This is a genomic window from Listeria ivanovii subsp. ivanovii (assembly GCF_900187025.1).
Lineage (GTDB): Bacteria > Bacillota > Bacilli > Lactobacillales > Listeriaceae > Listeria > Listeria ivanovii.
In genome coordinates this window covers 1,771,110-1,789,299 of record NZ_LT906478.1, presented here as the reverse complement: position 1 = coordinate 1,789,299, position 18,190 = coordinate 1,771,110, and the positions used below count along the sequence as shown (strand labels likewise).

At 35.4% G+C, this 18,190-nt stretch carries 16 protein-coding genes and 1 tRNA gene; 14 read left to right on the top strand and 3 right to left on the bottom strand.

Translation table 11 applies throughout. From position 1 onward, the window contains the following. Positions 1 to 37 precede the first annotated feature (37 nt). The 14 genes from CKV67_RS08870 (at position 38) to CKV67_RS08805 (ending at position 15,120) form a co-directional block, all read left to right on the top strand. Positions 38 to 1,003, top strand: a complete 966-nt coding sequence (locus tag CKV67_RS08870) for a LacI family DNA-binding transcriptional regulator (RefSeq protein ID WP_014093086.1) — start codon at positions 38 to 40, stop codon at positions 1,001 to 1,003. Positions 1,004 to 1,063: 60 nt separating this feature from the next. Beyond that, complete coding sequence (locus CKV67_RS08865) at positions 1,064 to 2,047, top strand: Gfo/Idh/MocA family protein (RefSeq protein ID WP_014093085.1); 984 nt, start codon at positions 1,064 to 1,066, stop codon at positions 2,045 to 2,047. A 120-nt stretch (positions 2,048 to 2,167) separates the two neighbouring features. Further along, positions 2,168 to 2,539 (top strand): GntR family transcriptional regulator, encoded by a 372-nt coding sequence (locus CKV67_RS08860; protein ID WP_014093084.1) that lies wholly within the window; start codon positions 2,168 to 2,170, stop codon positions 2,537 to 2,539. Then, positions 2,529 to 3,209 carry an ABC transporter ATP-binding protein gene (locus CKV67_RS08855; protein ID WP_014093083.1) on the top strand — a complete coding sequence of 227 codons (681 nt, stop codon included), beginning with the start codon at positions 2,529 to 2,531 and terminating at the stop codon, positions 3,207 to 3,209. Before CKV67_RS08860 ends, CKV67_RS08855 begins: the two co-directional genes overlap by 11 nt. After that, the gene (locus tag CKV67_RS08850) at positions 3,202 to 3,975 is read left to right on the top strand and encodes a hypothetical protein (RefSeq protein WP_025279989.1); all 774 of its coding nucleotides are present in this window, start codon (positions 3,202 to 3,204) and stop codon (positions 3,973 to 3,975) included. The genes CKV67_RS08855 and CKV67_RS08850 overlap by 8 nt, the downstream gene beginning before the upstream one ends. 42 nt (positions 3,976 to 4,017) lie before the next feature. Then, the gene (locus CKV67_RS08845; protein WP_014093081.1) at positions 4,018 to 5,352 is read left to right on the top strand and encodes a DEAD/DEAH box helicase; all 1,335 of its coding nucleotides are present in this window, start codon (positions 4,018 to 4,020) and stop codon (positions 5,350 to 5,352) included. Between the two features lie 133 nt (positions 5,353 to 5,485). Continuing rightward, positions 5,486 to 8,164, top strand: a complete 2,679-nt coding sequence (locus CKV67_RS08840) for a sigma-54-dependent transcriptional regulator (RefSeq protein WP_014093080.1) — start codon at positions 5,486 to 5,488, stop codon at positions 8,162 to 8,164. Between the two features lie 156 nt (positions 8,165 to 8,320). Beyond that, complete coding sequence (locus CKV67_RS08835; RefSeq protein ID WP_014093079.1) at positions 8,321 to 8,653, top strand: PTS sugar transporter subunit IIB; 333 nt, start codon at positions 8,321 to 8,323, stop codon at positions 8,651 to 8,653. Positions 8,654 to 8,695: 42 nt separating this feature from the next. Continuing rightward, positions 8,696 to 8,998 (top strand): PTS sugar transporter subunit IIA, encoded by a 303-nt coding sequence (locus CKV67_RS08830; RefSeq protein WP_003720022.1) that lies wholly within the window; start codon positions 8,696 to 8,698, stop codon positions 8,996 to 8,998. Positions 8,999 to 9,019: 21 nt separating this feature from the next. Further along, entirely contained in the window at positions 9,020 to 10,108 is a 1,089-nt protein-coding gene (locus CKV67_RS08825; protein WP_014093078.1) for a DUF871 domain-containing protein, read from the top strand. Positions 10,109 to 10,243: 135 nt separating this feature from the next. Then, a complete protein-coding gene (locus tag CKV67_RS14990) occupies positions 10,244 to 10,330 on the top strand; it encodes a MerR family DNA-binding transcriptional regulator (protein WP_077905836.1) in 87 nt (28 codons plus the stop codon). A 471-nt stretch (positions 10,331 to 10,801) separates the two neighbouring features. Next, positions 10,802 to 11,872, top strand: a complete 1,071-nt coding sequence (locus tag CKV67_RS08815) for a type I restriction endonuclease (protein ID WP_095075144.1) — start codon at positions 10,802 to 10,804, stop codon at positions 11,870 to 11,872. A 458-nt stretch (positions 11,873 to 12,330) separates the two neighbouring features. Beyond that, positions 12,331 to 13,179: an internalin N-terminal domain-containing protein gene (locus CKV67_RS08810; protein WP_014093075.1), complete on the top strand. Its 849-nt coding sequence runs from the start codon at positions 12,331 to 12,333 to the stop codon at positions 13,177 to 13,179. A gap of 600 nt (positions 13,180 to 13,779) precedes the next feature. After that, a complete protein-coding gene (locus tag CKV67_RS08805; RefSeq protein ID WP_014093074.1) occupies positions 13,780 to 15,120 on the top strand; it encodes a leucine-rich repeat domain-containing protein in 1,341 nt (446 codons plus the stop codon). A 390-nt stretch (positions 15,121 to 15,510) separates the two neighbouring features. Here CKV67_RS08805 and CKV67_RS08800 read toward each other — a convergent pair. The 3 genes from CKV67_RS08800 to CKV67_RS08790 form a co-directional block, all read right to left on the bottom strand. Further along, a tRNA-Arg gene (locus CKV67_RS08800) sits at positions 15,511 to 15,582 on the bottom strand. A gap of 117 nt (positions 15,583 to 15,699) precedes the next feature. Then, complete coding sequence (gene mreBH, locus CKV67_RS08795) at positions 15,700 to 16,692, bottom strand: rod-share determining protein MreBH (RefSeq protein WP_014093073.1); 993 nt, start codon at positions 16,690 to 16,692, stop codon at positions 15,700 to 15,702. Positions 16,693 to 16,912: 220 nt separating this feature from the next. Beyond that, a complete protein-coding gene (locus tag CKV67_RS08790; protein WP_014093072.1) occupies positions 16,913 to 18,169 on the bottom strand; it encodes an MDR family MFS transporter in 1,257 nt (418 codons plus the stop codon). Positions 18,170 to 18,190 lie beyond the last annotated feature (21 nt).

The following is an 18,190-nucleotide window of genomic DNA, read 5'->3' as shown; positions in this document are numbered from 1 at the left end:
TGTATAATAAAAAAAAACAGAAAAGGATGCGATTCACGTGGTAGGAATTAAAGATATCGCGAAAAAGGCAGGGGTTTCCATATCAACAGTATCCTATGCACTTAATGGCAGCCCGAAAGTGACCGAAAAAACGCGAAAACGAATTATGACCATCGCAAATGAATTGAATTATATTCCCAATATGGCAGCACGAACGCTAAAAACAAGAGAAACAAAAATTATCGGCGTCTATTTAACGAATTATGGCGGGATATTTTATGGGACGTTACTCGAAGGTTTAACACAAACGCTATACAAACATGGGTATGAACTCATTGCTTGCAGTGGTACAAAGACACACCGATTTTTACCTGAGAAAATGATTGATGGTGCGATTATTTTAGATGCCAATTTCCCTTCAGAGGAGATTGTTAACTATGCGGGCCGTGGTCATAAAATCGTCGTGCTTGACCGTGAATTAACACATGAAAATGTCTGTCAAGTATTACTAGATAATAAGGGTGGGGCAACGCTAGCAATTGATTATTTATCTACTAATTTTACAGGTGATTTTTATGTGGTTACTGGTCCAGAGGATTCTTATGATGCTAGAGTTAGGTTAGAAACGGCCAAACAAGAGTTGGCTCGTTCTGGGGATAAGACCGCGCATATTATTGAAGGAGACTTTTCCGAAGCAAGTGGTGAAAATGCCGCGGCTATAATCGCCAAAAACTGGAAAGCGCCTGTATCGGTATTTGCATTAAATGACAATATGGCTATAGGAATGTATCGTTATTTTGCGAAAACCGAATTAGAAATTGGCAAAGATGTACGGATTATTGGCTTTGATAATACCGATATTAGCGAATATCTAGTGCCACGCCTTGCAACGATAGAATATTCGAAATATAAATGGGGAGCTGTCGCAGCAGATAAATTAGTCGCACTTTTAGAAGGTGGAAAAGCAGAAAATGAAATAATCTATACTACTAGAATTAGCGGTGCCTCTGTTTCAGACAATTAGTACACTTTTTTACTTATTTTAAGGTATACTTAAAGTAAAAATAAAAGGAGTGGTTGGCTAATGAAACTTGGAATCATCGGAACAAATTGGATTACAGATGCCTTTATTGAAGGTGCTATTAATTCAGGTGAGTGGGCACTTACTGCTGTTTATTCAAGAACAGAAGAAAAAGCCCACGCATTTGGAGAAAAATACGGGGAATTAACATATTTCACTGATGTAGAAGAAATGGGGAAATCGAACGTACTAGACGCTGTTTACATTGCTTCCCCGAACGCCCTTCATTTTGAGCATGCGGTAAGCTTACTCAAAAATAAAAAACATGTCATCGTTGAAAAACCAATTTTTTCTACCGTTACAGAACTAGAATATGCCCACCAAATCGCTCGTGAAAATAATGTTTTCTTATTTGAAGCAGCACGCCATATTCAAGAACCTAATTTCAAAATATTACAGGAAAATCTTGCTAAAGTTGGTACGATTCATGGCGCGACACTAACGTATATGAAATATTCCTCCAGATATGACCAAGTTTTAAACGGTGAAGAACCAAACATTTTCTCTTTGAAGTTTTCCGGTGGTTCAATTGTTGATTTAGGGGTTTACTCACTTTATTCTGCAATTACTTTATTCGGTGAGCCAGTCAAATCGACTTATTTTGCGACAAAGCTACCAACTGGGGTTGATGGCTTAGGACCAATTATTTTAGAATATCCAACTTTTAATATTACGATTATTCAAGGGAAAAATTCCCAGTCTTTCTTACCAAGTGAAATATATGGTCAAAACGGAACACTGATAGTTGATCCGCTAACTGGCATTGAAAAAATTACTTATTATGACAATGCAACGAAAGAAGAGACCGAACTAGCTGGACCAATTGTAGCAAATGATATGCAATTTGAAGCAGCTGAGTTTGCTAGAGTTATCGAACAAACTGACCGTGATACATACGAATATTTAGCTGATTTAAGCCTAAAAGTATTGCGCGTCTCGAATGAACTTCGCCACCAAAACGATATTTGGTTCGATGTCGAAAAATAAATTAATCGAAAGTTAGGAAAAAGCGTTATGTTGATTCCTAACTTTTTTTGTGCTTGACAATAAGTTCAATCCTAGTGTATTATTAACTTAATACACTAGGATTGTTTGGAGGAGGTAATGATGAAACCAACATTCCATACAGATAAACCGATTTACAGTCAAATATGTGATTGGATGAAAAAAAAGATGGTCACAGAAGAGTGGAAAGCAGATGATAAATTACCATCTGTCCGTGAAATGGGAGCGACACTTGCCGTTAATCCGAATACAGTTAGTCGGGCATATCAAGAGTTAGAACGTGCTGGTTATATTTATGCTAAACGCGGAATGGGATCATTTGTAACCTCAGAAAAAGCGGTTTTCGAACAACTTAAAAATGAACTAGCCAAAGCAATTGCCGCGCGCTTTTTGGAAGAGACAGAGAGCATTGGTCTAGATAAACAAGCAGCTATAGAATTACTATCAAAATGGGGTGCTGAAAATGACAAATAACCTTATCGAAATAACTGGACTAACGAAAAAATATCGTAAACGAATACTGTTAAATAACATTAATTTAACACTAGAGAAAGGAAAAATAATCGGCTTACTCGGACCAAATGGGGCAGGGAAAACAACGCTATTAAACGCGATTTCGGGCTTATTAAAACCAACGTCTGGCAATATTACCTTAGCCATGAATAAACGGATTGCCTATTTGCCCAGCGAAGATTTTTTACCAAATATGATGATTCGTGACTATTTTCAAATATATCTTGGTTTTTTTCCGGACTTTAATTCGGTAAAAGCGACTGAAATGATTCACTCGCTCGGTATTAATGTTAAAGAAAACACCAAATACTTATCTAAAGGGAACGCAGCAAAAGTAATGCTAACCCTAATTTTGTGTCGGGACGTGGATCTTTACTTACTCGATGAACCTTTTTCAGAAATTGATTTAATTTCGCGCGATGATATCGTTAAAAGTATTGCTCGTTTTTCAAAAGAAGATGCAACACTACTCATTACAACACATTTGATTCAAGATATGGAAATGATGTTTGACGAAATCGTTTTGATGAAGCAAGGTAAAATTATTGACCGTAAAGATACCGAAACGCTTCGAGATAGGAACCAGAAATCAGTTGTTACTTATTATCGGGAGGTATTTGGACATGCTTAAAGCACACTGGAAGTTAGAATGGAACGCACATCGTTATTGGTTTTTTGCAACTTTTTCTGGGTGGTTGATTTGTTTATTCGTGGGCTTGTTTTATAAATTAGGAAAGGGCATCACAACACCAGTAGGCATAAGTGTGGAAAATACCGGCGTATCATTTGTTTCGGGAGATGATTTTCTTTTAAGTCTTTTAAGCATTATTGGGGGTAGTTGGCTGATTATTTGGTTGCTTCTATTTGTAGCAACAGCAGTAGCTGGAATATATGATGAAACACGTTATTTGTTTTTCCAGACCGAAACGCCGATTTGGAAAATGCTCGTGAATAAAGTCATCATTTCTTTAGGTGAAATAACTATTTTAACTACTGGATTTCTTTTCTCCACCTTGATTTTAGCTGCAATTGGTCATGCAGAACTGAGCTTGGTGCTAGTTTTAAAAATAATCGTAGAAACGTTTATAGGAATCTGGCTGATTACTCTGTCATTTGTTTGCATCGTTATGGTGGCAACTGCACTTAGTATGATTCCAGTAAATGGTTACCGTTTTGGATTTATAGCAGCAATTATTTATTTTCTGCTGATTAATGCAGCACAAACGCATATTGGAAGTAGCTGGTTGCCAGAACTAGGTCCAGAAATACAATTTAAATATTCCATTGGGCTAGAATTTCAGTTTTCTTTACTAGTTTTTATTTTTAACCTGCATTTTGGTATTTTCCTCCTGTTCCTCACCACAAAAATCCTAAATAAAAGTGCAGACTTGCAGTAAGCATGGTATGATAAAAGGAAGAACGAATAAAGGAGTCCGATCATGACAGAATCAAAAATCCCAAGCTTTTGGGCGGAAAAATGGCAAGAACATCGCTACGAAACGCCAACAGAAATTCAGCGTGCGATGTATCAGCCAATCAAAGACGGCGCAGATGTTTTAGCGGTGTCACCAACTGGAACAGGGAAAACAGTAGCATATGCGCTGCCAACCTTGGAAAAAATGGAAGCTACTCCGCACATACAATGGCTAATTTTAGCGCCATCTCATGAACTTGTAATGCAAATCACCGAGGTAATCCGCTCGTGGTTACCAAGTGAAGATTTGACAGTGATATCGCTAATCGGTGGAGCGAATGTAAAACGCCAAATCGAAAAACTAAAGAAAAAACCACAAATAATCGTTGCTTCCCCAGGACGTGCATTAGAGTTAATCAAACAAAAGAAAATTAAAATGCACGAAATTAAAACAATCACTTTAGATGAATGTGATCAGTTACTTCGTCAAGAGAACTTTAAAAGCACGCTCGAAATTGTTGAAAGTGCCGTGCGCGATCGCCAATTGATACTTGTTTCTGCAACTAAACTAGAAAACCCGGAAACATTTTTCGGCCAAACAGAACAAGAACCAGTCGTATTAGAAGTGACAGCGAAACCTGAAGAATTAACGAATGTGGAACATCTTTATATGGATGTGGAATCACGCGACAAGGCTACTTTATTACGTCGGATTTCTCATATCAAAGACATGCGTGCACTTGTTTTTGTAAAAGACAAACCGCGAATGGAAATTTTACTCGAAAAACTTCATTTCGATAAAGTGAAAGCTGCTGGAATTCATGGTGAAATTCGTAAAGAAAAACGAAAAAAATACCTCGATGATTTCAAAAAAGGGACATTAACTTATTTAATCGTGACCGATGTAGCTGCTCGTGGACTAGATATTGAAGATTTACCATATGTTATTCACTATGATTTAGCCGCAAGCGAAAAAGAATACACGCATCGATCAGGACGTACTGGTCGAATGGGGAAATCTGGAACAGTCATTACGTTTGCCAACCCACGAGAAATAAGAACCTTAAAACAATATCTAACTATCCACAACTTAAAAGGAAAACAAGTTAGATTTTACCAAGGAAAACTACTCGACGGAGCTGTACCAGAAAATAAAATTGCTAAAAAAACAGCTCGACCACCTAAACAAGTACGCAAAGAAAAAACAAGCAGTACTACAAAACCTGTGTACAAAGGAAAAGCAGCTGACAAAACAAAACCTGTTCGCAAAGAAAAATCAACCAAGTCTTTCCAATCTGAACGAAATAACTATATGGATAAGTCCAAAAAGAAACCAACTAATTTTAAAAAGTTTAAATAAGTGTACGTGTGTCTTTCTCACTTTACCGAGAGAAAGGCATACGTGCTTTTTTTATGGTTAATTTTTATCGTTGCGAGGATGCCATTTAAAAAGGTATAATAGAAACATAGAGTTTTAAAAAGGAGTAGAGTAGATGTCTAGTAGAAAAGAAGAAGTCCTCCAACTTCTAAAGAAAAAAGAAGAAAAAGTATCTGCAGCTGATGTTGCGGAATTGCTTCAAATGGACCGAGCGAATGCTAGTCGATATCTAAATGATCTTTTTAAAGAAAAAAGAATTGATAAACTTTCGGGAAAACCGGTTTTTTATCAAGCTTTAAAGACTACTACCAAAACGGTACAATCAGTAAGTGCACAGTCAGAATCCGCTTTTGGCCGCTTAATTGGTTCAGAAGATAGTTTGAAAGTCAGTATTCAACAGGCAAAAGCAGCGATTCTATATCCACCGAATGGCTTGCATAGCTTGATTTTAGGACGGACTGGGACAGGTAAATCTCTTTTTGCTGAATGTATGTACGAATTTGCCAAAGAATCAGAAACCATTCCAGCCGATGCTCCTTTTATATCGTTTAACTGCGCGGACTATGCGCAAAATCCGCAACTTTTATTTGGCCATATTTTTGGTGTCATTAAAGGGGCTTATACGGGAGCTGAAGAAACCCGTGAAGGATTACTAAAAAAAGCAGATGGCGGCATTCTGTTTCTCGATGAAATTCATCGCTTGCCTCCAGAAGGTCAAGAAATGCTCTTTACATTCATTGATAAAGGCGAATTTCGGCCACTTGGAGAAAGCGCTAACGTCCATTATGCCCAGGTTCAAATTATTGGTGCGACAACAGAATCACCAGATAATTTTTTATTAGAGACGTTTACGAGACGTATTCCAATGACGATTACGCTACCAGCACTTGCGGAAAGGAATTTAGAAGAACGTTACCAATTAATTGAGTTTTTCTTGAATAAAGAAGCGATTCGCTTACACCAATCCATTCGAGTGCACCGAAAAGCGTTGATTGCCTTTTTACTTTATCATGCGAGTGCCAACGTAGGGCAACTTCAACGAGATTTAAAACTTGCTTGTGCCAAAGCCTTTTTGCATTATAAAACAAAAACAGCGAATTATATCTTGATTGAACAAGATGATTTGCCGATTCATGTACAAAAAGGATTACTTCACTTAAAAGATGAACCAGAAAAACTAAATCGGCTGATTGATGTTAATAAAGCAATTTTTAAATTTGTCGATACGAGTGATGCCTCGGCGCAAGTAGAAGATGTACACGATGTTTATCATGCCATTCAAGAAAAAGCCGATCAACTAATGAAAGAAGGGAAAGATCAAAGCGAATTAGAAGAAGCGCTTTATGTCGATGTTGACCAGTATTTCCATGACTACATGGTCCAACTCCCAACTCACCAAACCGCCAAAGAAATTATTGATCCAGCAGTTTGGGAATTAACGGAGAAAGTTTATGCGATGGCGGAAGAAAAACTAAATCGCAAATATAATGAAAAAATGAAATTCGCTTTTTCGTTACATTTACAAAGTACCATCGAACGAGTTCGTGAGCAAAAACATATTATTCATCCAGATTTAAATAACATTCGCAAAAAATATCCCAAAGAGTTCCAAGTAGCGATTGATTTATCGGCACTAATTGAACAAGAATTGCGAATCGAAATTCCATTTGACGAAATTGGCTTTTTAACAATGTTTTTAACAGAAGAAGTCGTGGACACTGCGCTCTCTCAAGAACTTCAAGTCGAAGTCATTGTCATGATGCATGGCCGTTCCACTGCGACGAGTATGGTAGAAACCGTGCAGGAGTTATTAAGTATCGATAGTGGTATTGCACTGGATATGCCGCTTACGGTCGAAGTAAAGGCGATGTATGAAAAGCTAAAACAAACGGTAATCAAATTAAACCCTGTGAAAGGTGTCTTACTACTTTCGGATATGGGATCATTAACTTCTTTTGGGAATATGTTGACGGAAGAACTTGGAATTCGGACTAAAACAGTCAGTATGGTAAGTACACCGGTCGTTTTGGAAGCAATGCGAAAAGCGTCACTCGGTCGAGGCTTAGAGGATATTTACCAAAGTTGTGAACAATTATTTGAGAATAAATATAAAGCACATGTGTTGCGCGCTAAACCTGTCAAAAATGCCGTTATTTTCACTTGTTTTACAGGAGAAGGTGTGGCGGAACAGCTTCGCAAAGTTGTTGCACCAATTATCGATGAAACAAAAATCGAAATTATCGTGCTACAATTTTTGCATAAAGAAGCCTTTCGTGAGCGGATTGACCAGCTAATGGAAGAATATAATATCCTTGCTATTATGGGTTCTGTTGCTTTCGAATACCGAGATATCCCGTTCTTTAGTGCACTGGAAGTCTTAGCAGAAGGCGGACTCGGAATTGTTTCACGAATTTTAAATGATGAAGTTCCGTATGAGAAATTAATTGCTTCTTTGGAAGGTAATTTACAAGCAGTGAGCTCAGCAGAACAACTTGTTTATTTCCTAAGAAAAGTCATTTCCGAATTGCAATTACAATTAAATGTTATACTAGAATCAGGCGTAGACATCGGTATGATTCTCCATCTTGCTTTCCTTATCGAACGAGTGAAGCTTGGCGCTGTCGACCGAGAATTTCCAGATTTAAACGAATTTGCAAAAAATCATATGGTGGAAATGCAAATTACGCAACAAATGATGGAAAATGTTGAGATCGAATATGATATCGTCATCCCACAATCAGAAATCGCATATTTAACACAGATGATGCTCTCTAATCAGGTAGAAATAAACTAGCAAAAACAACCTGCTAAGTGTGTATTATTTTACACACTTGGCTTTTTTACTTGTGTAAAGTGGAATGTAGCATGGAAGCAAACCAAAACCAGAAAAGTTGGCACATATCTTGCATATTATAATAACGTGCAGCTTTTCAAACTAGGAGGATAAATTATGAAAAACATCATGTTAGTTTGCTCGGCCGGTATGTCCACAAGTCTTCTCGTGAAAAAAATGACAGAAGCTATCGAAAAACAGCAAGTTGATGCCACTGTTATCGCGGTAGCAGAAGCGGATTTTGATAAATATAGAAACAATGTAGATGTCGTTTTGTTGGCACCGCAAGTTCGTTTTCTAGAGAAGAACTTAAAACGCGTACTGGACCCAATAGGGATTCCAGTTTCGATAATTAATGGTATTGATTACGGAACCATGGATGGGGAAAAAGTGCTGAATGATGCCCTAGCAATGATCGACCAACAACCTCAAGCTGAAAATGCTGAATAGGAAAAACCACAAGTTGGATAAATGAAAAAGGATGTGTAAATAATGGAATTAGAACAAACAATTATGCAATTAATCGTACACGGAGGTAACGCTAAAAGTGATGCAATGCTAGCAATCGAAGCGGCAAAAAAAGGGGATTTTGACGCAGCAGATGAGCAAATCAAAAATGCAGAGGCAGCTTTACTTGAAGCACACCATTCACAGACATCTTTAATTCAAGGGGAAGCACGCGGCGAAAAAGCAGAAGTGTCTTTATTACTAGTTCACGCGCAAGACCACTTGATGAATGCAATTACTTTTAAAGATTTAGCTAAAGAAATTGTTGATTTATACCGTTCTAAATAAGTTATCGAAGGGATGATTGAAATGAGAAAATTAGGAATATCTGTATTTCCGCAACATGTATCGTTAGAAGCATCTTTAGAATATATCGAAACAGCAGCCAAATATGGTTTCAGTCGTATTTTCACTTGTTTGATTTCTGCAAATGATGAAGCAGAATTTTCCAAGTTAGAAACGATTTGCAAACGTGCGAAGGAACTAGGTTTTGACGTTATTGCTGATGTCGATCCAACTGTTTTTGAATCTTTAAACATCACTTATAAAGAATTAGATCGTTTTAAAGAACTAGGTCTTGCAGGGTTACGACTTGATTTAGGTTTCTCTGGTTCCGAAGAGGCGGCAATGTCATTTGATGATACGAACTTAAAAATTGAGTTGAATATTAGTAACGGAACTCGTTATGTGGAAAATATTTTATCTTACCAAGCAAATGTAGGAAATATTATTGGCTGTCATAACTTCTACCCAAGAAAATATACGGGGCTTTCCAGAGAACACTTCTTGCGCACAAGTAAACAGTTCAAAGACTTGAACCTTCGTACCGCAGCTTTCGTATCTTCAAATAGCGGCGAATTTGGTCCATGGTTTGTCGTAGATGGCGGACTTCCAACAATGGAAGAACATCGTGGTATGGACATTACTGTTCAAGCGAAAGACTTATGGAACACTGGATTAATTGATGACGTAATTGTTGGAAATATGTTTGCTTCAGAAGATGAGCTACGTGCTTTAAGCGAACTAAATCGCAATGAATTACAATTAGCAGTAGAATTTTTAGACGGCGCAACAGATGTGGAAAAAGAAATTGTTTTAACCCAAAAACATTTCAACCGTGGTGATGCTTCTGCTTATGTGCTTCGTTCGACGATGACACGTGTGAATTTCAAACAATATGATTTCGAACCGCATGATACAGATACAATCGCAAAAGGGGACGTAACAATTGACAACAACGGTTACGAACGCTATAAAGGCGAAATGCAAGTAGCCCTTCAAGAAATGGAAAACTCCGGCAACACCAATATTGTGGCACGAATTGTCCCAGAAGAACGCTATTTACTAGATACGATTTTACCATGGCAACATTTTAGATTGGTTGAGAAAAAGAAATAAAATATAAAACATGCCTACAATCTATTTTATTAATGGGATTGTAGGCATGTTTTATTGTATTAAATCTCCCTAAAGTTAGCTCAATTTTATATTACCTATTGACTTAAAATAACTTTAATATGCTATACTCCATTCATGGATAAACAATTTTCTATAAAAGAAGTATCGAAACGTACCGGGTTATCCCCATCAAATATCCGTTATTATGAAGTGAAGGACTGATTGAACTCGTGAATCGCGATAAAACGGTATTAGATGATTTAATGCAAAAGAAATGGATTCACTTTTTGAGGAAAATGAAAGCAATGGAAATATCTGTTAGCCATATGAAACAATATGCAGCTTTGAGGAAATAGGGTAATATCACCATTAAAGAATAACACTTTTAAAAAAGTACCATATATAGAATTTGCCACAGCAATTAATGCAATGAATGTTTTTAAACAAGTTGTAAGTGAGAAATGATCTTGTTTTTAGAAAAGAGTTTATGAACGAGAATAGATTTAAAAATACAAAGTCAATATGGGTAATATATCATTTTGAAAAAAGAAAAGTAGCTAATGCAAAGAAGACTCAAATAGGGGTGATTTTTTTCTGAAATTAGACGAAATGGTAAATATATATTACACTGATTATAGTTAATTCAATAATTACTTGATTTAATATGTGAATAATAATACATGAAAATAGGAGATGAGTGAAATGGACGTAGAAACACTATTATTAGATGTGAAAAAATTAGGAGAACGAGTATCTGCGCTGAAAGATTCGATTGCGACAGAGGAGGCAACGAAAACATCATTGATTATGCCTTTTTTTCAGTTATTAGGTTATGATGTATTTAATCCATTAGAATTTTCACCTGAATACATTGCAGATGTTGGAATTAAAAAGGGGGAAAAGGTTGATTACGCAATACTTAATAATGGTAATCCAATTATCTTGATTGAAGCTAAGTCCATTAAAGAAAATTTGAAGAATCATGATTCACAATTATTTAGATATTTTGGGACAACGACAGCAAAATTTGGAATTTTAACTAATGGGAATGAATATCGGTTTTATACTGATTTAGAAGAACCAAATAAGATGGATAAAACGCCTTTCTTTTCCTTTGTACTAACAGAAATTAAAGACGTTCAAATTTCTGAAATTTTTAAATTCCAAAAAGAAAATTTTGATGTGGAAAACATCTCTAAAGCTGCTTCGGATTTAAAATATCTCAATTTTGTTAAAGAATTTCTAACTAAAGAAGTAAATGATCCAAGCGAAGAATTTGTCAAATTTATTCTAGGAGAAATTTATGATGGGATAAAAACTAAAGTAATTATAGATAAATTTACACCTGTTGTAAAAAGAGGATTTAGACAGTTTATTGCAGACCAAGTGAATAGTAAGTTAAATGCAGCTTTGAATACATCAGTTTCGGTGGAAGAAGTTAATGTAGAACCAATTATAGAAGAAAAAGAAGTAGAAGAAAAAGTTATTACAACAGAATCTGAGATAGAAGCCTTCACAACAACAAAATTACTTTTAAAAGATACCATTGATACTTCAAGAATTTTTTATCGAGATAATAAATCTTATTTTAATATCATGGTTGATAATAGTATTAGAAAATGGATTTTGAGACTTTATATTAATAATTCAAGAACTTTCTTTGTTATAAATGATGAGGAAAAAACAACTATAGAAATTGTTGATGTAATTGATATATTTAATTATGCAGATAAAATCATTCCAGTTGTTGAAAGGTATATATAAAATAGGTAAGTATACTAGGGAGCTGCCACTATGATTAGATACATTAAAAAAAGAACACCTCCAATTTAGTAAAATAAATTTGGAGGTGTTTCAGACTGTAGAAAAACGGAATTTCTCGTTGTTTAACCTTTGAGAAATTCCGTTTTTCTACAGTCTGGTATATTTATGTTTATTTCAAGTATTACTACGGGAAGCAACTGGGAATAGCAAACAGGAAGAGTATAAATAAAATTACTTATTTATAGGATTGTTATTGTATGGGGAAGCTTATCGTCCATCATATTTAGTTATTTTTCACATGGAGTTATTAACTTTTGTTATATAAATGGCTTCTTATTTGAGCTAAAATACATAATTGGAATATGTTAAAAAGGTATGAAAATGATTAGTTGATAAAAAACTATTCATATGAAAATCCTTTTTAATGTTTCTAATTTTATGTAAGAGGAGTGTAATTATTGAATAAAAAAGAGTGGTTGAAAAATATAATAGGAGTAATGTTAATAACAGCGATTCTCATGTGTGTTAACACGAGTTTAGAATCAAAGGTACAGGCTGCAAACATCCCACATCCAATGCCTATTGACCAAATTTTTCCAGATCCGGGTCTAGCAAAAGTGGTGAAGCAAGCTTTAGGAAAGCAAAGTGTTACAGATGTTGTTTCACAAGGAGAACTAGATGGAGTACAAGAATTAATTGGTGGTGCTTGCAACATTAAGTCTATAGAAGGGCTACAACATTTTTCTAATTTAAAAGAGTTACTGCTACCTTATAATCATATAAGTGATATTAGCGCGCTTGCTTCTTTGAGTCAACTCGAGGTAATATCTTTAAATCATAATAAGCTAAAAGACATCGATTCTTTAGTTAACTTGACCAAATTAAGATGTTTGTATGTGAGTAACAATCAATTAAGAGATTTATGGGCATTAGAAGGGCTGAAGAATTTAGAGTCTGTAGATGCAGAAGAACAAACCTGCACCAATAATCCTGTTGTATACAAACCAAAAGTGGTTATTCCAAATACTATTAAAAACATGAGCGGAAAGTCAGTTACACCAAATTTTATTAGCGATAATGGAGAATATATAAATACGGATGTTATATGGGAGTTGCCGACATATACAACGGAAGTAAGCTATAGATTTAAGGATATTCTAAACATTGGGAAAGACTACGTTCTATTTAGTGGTGTAGTAATACAGCCATTGGAATTAGCGACATCAGCTAATGAAAAAGTCTCTATTAATCAAGCTGTACCAGAGTCAAGGGTAGCAGAAGCACTTAAAAAGCTCTTAAGAAAATAGAAGGGTAAAGATGTTAGCCCCAAAATGAACTAGATAAAGCAAATGAATTTCACGATGCTAAAGTGGGACTGCCATGTTTATGCAACTTAAGAAGTCTCTATTCATGTAGTTACCATTTAAATAATATCGGTTCTTCTAAAAGATTTTATTGGAGTAAAAGCTAGTAATTATAGAAATACAAAAATATGTACGATTAATAAACTTATGCATAAGAGTTAGATGTATGGAGGGAAATGCACTCTGTATAATTTTTGCTCTCGTTTAATAGCGAGGGCTTTTTTGTGCAAAAAATACTTCAAGTATATTTAGTATTGCTATGGGAAGTGACTTAGAATAGAAAATAGCAAACAAAAAGAGCAAGAATAAAAATACTTATTTATAGAATAAATGCCCTCGATTTTGCGGAGTTTTTCCCTAATATTATAATAATTATTCTTAAATACTTAAAAAAAATTACTGATTTTTTGTTAAATTTTAACATTCGATAATTTAACTGCTTCCTTTTTTTATTAATATAAATATACACAAAGAAATATGCTAAATACTATATATAAAAGTTTTCTTTGTTATCTATAAATTTATTTTTAGGAGTGGAAAATATTGAAAAAACAAAATTGGTTACAATATGTAGGAGTAGCAATGCTATTATTAATTATAGGTTTGTGCATTAATACAGGTTCTGGAATGAAGGTACATGCCGCAAATATTCCAAATCCTATGCCTCTAAATCAACTATTCCCTGATTCAAATTTAGCGTATGAGATGAAAAAAAATTTAAGAAAAGCAAGTGTAACAGATGTTGTCACGCAACCGGAACTAGATAGTTTACGCCAAGTCAATGCTGACGATAGTGGGATCCAATCAGTGGAAGGACTACAATACTTGACTAATGTAGAAGTGTTGTATTTGTCAGGCAACCAAATAACGGATATTAGCCCTTTAGCAAGTTTAAAAAAATTGATTGTATTATATCTGGAAAGGAACAAATTAGCTGACATAAGTGGTATTAAGAAAATTGCAAAAACTAATCCACTAGCGCACTTGTTTCTGGGTGATAATGAGCTAACAGATATTAGTCCGTTAGAAAATTTAACCAACTTAGAAACTTTATCTTTAGAACATAATAAGTTAAGTAATGTCCAGATACTCCCTAGTTTGACAAATTTAAAAGAATTGGATTTGAGAGGAAACAAATTACGAGATATACGCGGATTAGAAAAATTAAAGAATATGGAGAGACTGCTTGTATCAATGCAGCAATGTGTCAATGAACCTGTAGATTATCAGTCTAAATTAGTTATTCCAAATACTTTTAAAGACATGGATGGAAAACTGATTGCACCAAGCTATATTAGCAATGATGGGACATACACAGACGGTAAACTTATATGGAATTTACCTGCATACATTAAAACAGTATCTTGCTCATTTAATAAAGAAGTAAAAATTGGGAAAAGCACGACAATGTTTCATGGGGTAATGACACAGCCATTACAACAAAAGGCACCAGAAATTGAAAATTCTAAACCAATTAATCAAATTTTTCCAGATGTTAATTTAGCAGAAATAGTGAAAAAAAGCTTAAGAAAGAAATATATAACAGATGTGGTCTCTCAAGTTGAGCTAAATAAAATACATGAAATCCACGCTGATAGTAAAGATATTCATTCCATTGAGGGACTACAACATTTATACAACTTAAAAAGACTCTTTTTATCGGATAATCACATAAGTAACATCCGTCCTTTAGAAAATTCCGTTCATTTAACAGAATTGTATTTAGACAATAATGATTTAACCGATGAAAATGTTAGTGAACTTACTAATTTATCACAATTAGAAGTTCTATCTATTAGAGTTAATAAAATTAGTGGAGCAACTGCAAGAAAGTTAATGAATAATTTAATGGAATTAGAAGAATTTAATTGGAGTAAAAAATAATATCCTAAAAAATATATGCATAGAATGAATTTTCAAAAGCAATATATGGAGGTAAACATATATTAGTGGATACTTTGGCTCTCGCTTAATCGCGAGGGCTTTTTTAAATATATTTAGTCCTAATTATCCTTAATAAAAAGAATGTTTGTTTGCATAATCTTAACGAGAGGTGACGATATTTTAGAACATTCTATTATTTTAGCAGATGCGTTAAAAAAGCTACTTGCTGGATTAGTCATAGATGGAGAAATAAAGAAGTTTGATTTGAGGATAGAGAAAAGCAGTGTGGGTTAAAAGATGTAAAACTTAAGGCTCTTTGAAATGCCAACTCTGTTTGTGGCACGTTTTGTGGTAACAAGATTTTAAATAGCTTTCTACAAATGTATATTATGTCCCCTGCAGGAATCGAACCTGCACTTAATCCTTAGGAGGGATTCGTAATATCCGTTTTACTAAGGGGACTTGGATCAAATTTCCATGCACATAACAGATGTAATTTTACCAGAAATAAACGTTTTGAGCAAGATAAATAAGCAGTTGGTGCCACATTTTATCTGGAACCGACTGCTTATTTTTTGTTTAATTTTTAGCTAATTTATCTGCGAAGACAAGAGATTTTCCGGTCCCGATTGCTACTGATTCAAGCGGGTTCGGAGCCATATGTACAGGAACATCAATTTCTTCAACTAGCCAGTCACGGAAGCCTTGTAACAAGGAACCGCCACCACTTAAAATAATTCCACGATCGACAATATCACCACTTAATTCTGGTGGGCACATTTCGAGTGTATTTCGTATTGCTTCGAGAACGCGGAGCAATGTTTCCGAAAGGGCGTTTTGAATTTCAACAGAACTTATTTCTACTGTTTGTGGTAGACCAGTGAGTAAATCACGACCACGAATTTCTGCTGTTTTTGTCAGATGCTCAATTGGCGCATAACCAAGTTCCATTTTGATGCGCTCGGCAGTGGTTTGACCAATTAAAAGATTGTAGTTCTTACGGATGTACTGGATAATTTCTTCGTCCATATGGTCTCCACCAGTACGGATGGATGTACTAGAAACAACCCCACCATAAGAAATAATCGCTACTTCACTTGTGCCACCGCCGATATCGACAATCACATTTGCAACTGGTTCTGCTACTGGTAAATCAGCTCCAATTGCTGCGGCTACAGGCTCTTCAATTAAGACAACCGATCGTGCGCCTGTAGAGCGAACCGCATCAGAAATAGCCCGACGTTCGACCGAAGTAGCGCCAGTCGGTGTACAAACAACGACATTGGGTTTTTTAATACCACTAGTCGAAATTCTCCGCATAATTTCTTGAAGCAAGCCACTAGTTAATTCAAAATCAGCAATAACGCCATCTTTCATTGGTCTTACAGCGGAAATCGATGTGGGGGTTTTTCCAATCATTTCTTTTGCTTCATGACCAATTGCTAGAACCGTACCGTCATTCGTATTAAGCGCGACGACAGATGGTTCATTCAAAATAATACCTTTGTCTTTACTGTAGACTAAAATATTCGCAGTACCTAAATCAATTCCAATAGTTGTTGTTCCAAACATTCCTACACCTAACTTTCTATATAAAAATAACAAGCATATTCTAGGTGTACAAGTACCAGTATAGTCCTTTTTCCTCTAATATGCCTAGTTTAAACAAATATGACATAAAAAGGTAATTTAAACACTGTTTAATAGCTATTTTCAAAGGGTTTCGTAAATAAAACGTAAAAAAAGTAATCAAATAAAAAGCGATTACCTATAAAAGATAATCGCTTTTTCGCTATGCTTGTCGCTGTTTTTCGAATTCTGCATACATATAAAAATAAATGAACCCACTAATTAATGCCAAAATACCAATAATAACAAAAGTGGAGGTATAACCAATTAAAGCCGCAAGTGTAATGGCCAGTGGTGCAATAACTTTACCAAGCGTATAACGTAGCCCTGCCGCCGAGAAATACATTGCTCGTTTATCTTCTGGAGCGAGTTGCGAGACAAAATTTTGTTGTAAACCAACTGTCATTAATTCCGCAAAGCTAAAGAGAACAATCGCACAAATCGCTCCCCATGGGCCAGTCGAAATCCCAAACAGGAAAATCGCAATTGCGTAAAGGAACGAAGAATTCATAAAGACAAACTTTTCTCTAAAATGACTCATCCAACGAGTAACAACGACCGTTAGTGCAGCAACGAAAAATCCGTTGATGGAGACGATAACACCAAACAGTTGCTCACCAGTGAAATGGAATGAGAAAAGGTCAGAAGCACCAATCACTTCTTTAATGTAAAGCGGGAAGAGTAAATCCAGTTGCATAAAAGACTGGGAAATTATAATTCCAGCAACAATGTACAAGAAGAAAATTTTATCTTTAAAAATAACTTGATAGTTTTTCAATTGTTCGATTAATACCGTGCCAATGCTTTTTCGAATAGCATCTTTCTTAAGCATAGGATTAATAACCAGTGGCGCGGTTTCATGGCCGAATTTTTGTAATAAAAATAGAAGCAATAAATCAGCGCAAACAATAGCGAGTAGTGTTTGTGTTGTAAAATTATAAAATAAAACAGAACCAAGAATAGGACCAATAACGACAGCGATATTCACCATCATATAAAAAACAGAATAAATATGTGTCCGATGTTCTGGTGGAACGACATCGGCAATCATTGCTTGGCTAGCTGGTTGATAAAACGCCATAAAGACACTCGCAATTGTAAATCCAGCAAAACTTAAGTAAGGCGAATCGACTATATGAAGTGCTCCAATCGCAAATACAAGAAAGCCAAATCCTTCACCAATAACAGAAATACTCATCATTCGTTTTCTACCAAAGTTATCCGCAAAGTATCCACCAAGAAGCGCAGTGAAAACCGCCAAAACTTGCGATATAATGAGCAAAATACTGGTGAGTTCGCGCCCAATGCTTTCCGAAAAGTAAATTGTTAAGAAGGGGAAGACCATCCAAAAGGAAATATCGAGTAGTGCTTCCCCAAAAAGCCTTACTTTCAAATTGATATCCCATGTTTTAAACTTCATCTATATGCACCACACTTTCTA

Excerpts from the sequence above, each read along its gene's own strand:
- CKV67_RS08860 (WP_014093084.1), top strand. The coding sequence starts at position 2,168 with ATGAAACCAACATTCCATACAGATAAACCGATTTACAGTCAAATATGT.
- CKV67_RS08840 (WP_014093080.1), top strand. The coding sequence starts at position 5,486 with ATGTCTAGTAGAAAAGAAGAAGTCCTCCAACTTCTAAAGAAAAAAGAA.
- CKV67_RS08850 (WP_025279989.1), top strand. The coding sequence starts at position 3,202 with ATGCTTAAAGCACACTGGAAGTTAGAATGGAACGCACATCGTTATTGG.
- CKV67_RS08830 (WP_003720022.1), top strand. The coding sequence starts at position 8,696 with ATGGAATTAGAACAAACAATTATGCAATTAATCGTACACGGAGGTAAC.
- CKV67_RS08790 (WP_014093072.1), bottom strand. The coding sequence starts at position 18,169 with ATGAAGTTTAAAACATGGGATATCAATTTGAAAGTAAGGCTTTTTGGG.
- CKV67_RS08815 (WP_095075144.1), top strand. The coding sequence starts at position 10,802 with ATGAGTGAAATGGACGTAGAAACACTATTATTAGATGTGAAAAAATTA.
- CKV67_RS08835 (WP_014093079.1), top strand. The coding sequence starts at position 8,321 with ATGAAAAACATCATGTTAGTTTGCTCGGCCGGTATGTCCACAAGTCTT.
- CKV67_RS14990 (WP_077905836.1), top strand. The coding sequence starts at position 10,244 with ATGGATAAACAATTTTCTATAAAAGAAGTATCGAAACGTACCGGGTTA.
- CKV67_RS08865 (WP_014093085.1), top strand. The coding sequence starts at position 1,064 with ATGAAACTTGGAATCATCGGAACAAATTGGATTACAGATGCCTTTATT.
- CKV67_RS08845 (WP_014093081.1), top strand. The coding sequence starts at position 4,018 with ATGACAGAATCAAAAATCCCAAGCTTTTGGGCGGAAAAATGGCAAGAA.
- mreBH (WP_014093073.1), bottom strand. The coding sequence starts at position 16,692 with ATGTTTGGAACAACAACTATTGGAATTGATTTAGGTACTGCGAATATT.
- CKV67_RS08855 (WP_014093083.1), top strand. The coding sequence starts at position 2,529 with ATGACAAATAACCTTATCGAAATAACTGGACTAACGAAAAAATATCGT.
- CKV67_RS08825 (WP_014093078.1), top strand. The coding sequence starts at position 9,020 with ATGAGAAAATTAGGAATATCTGTATTTCCGCAACATGTATCGTTAGAA.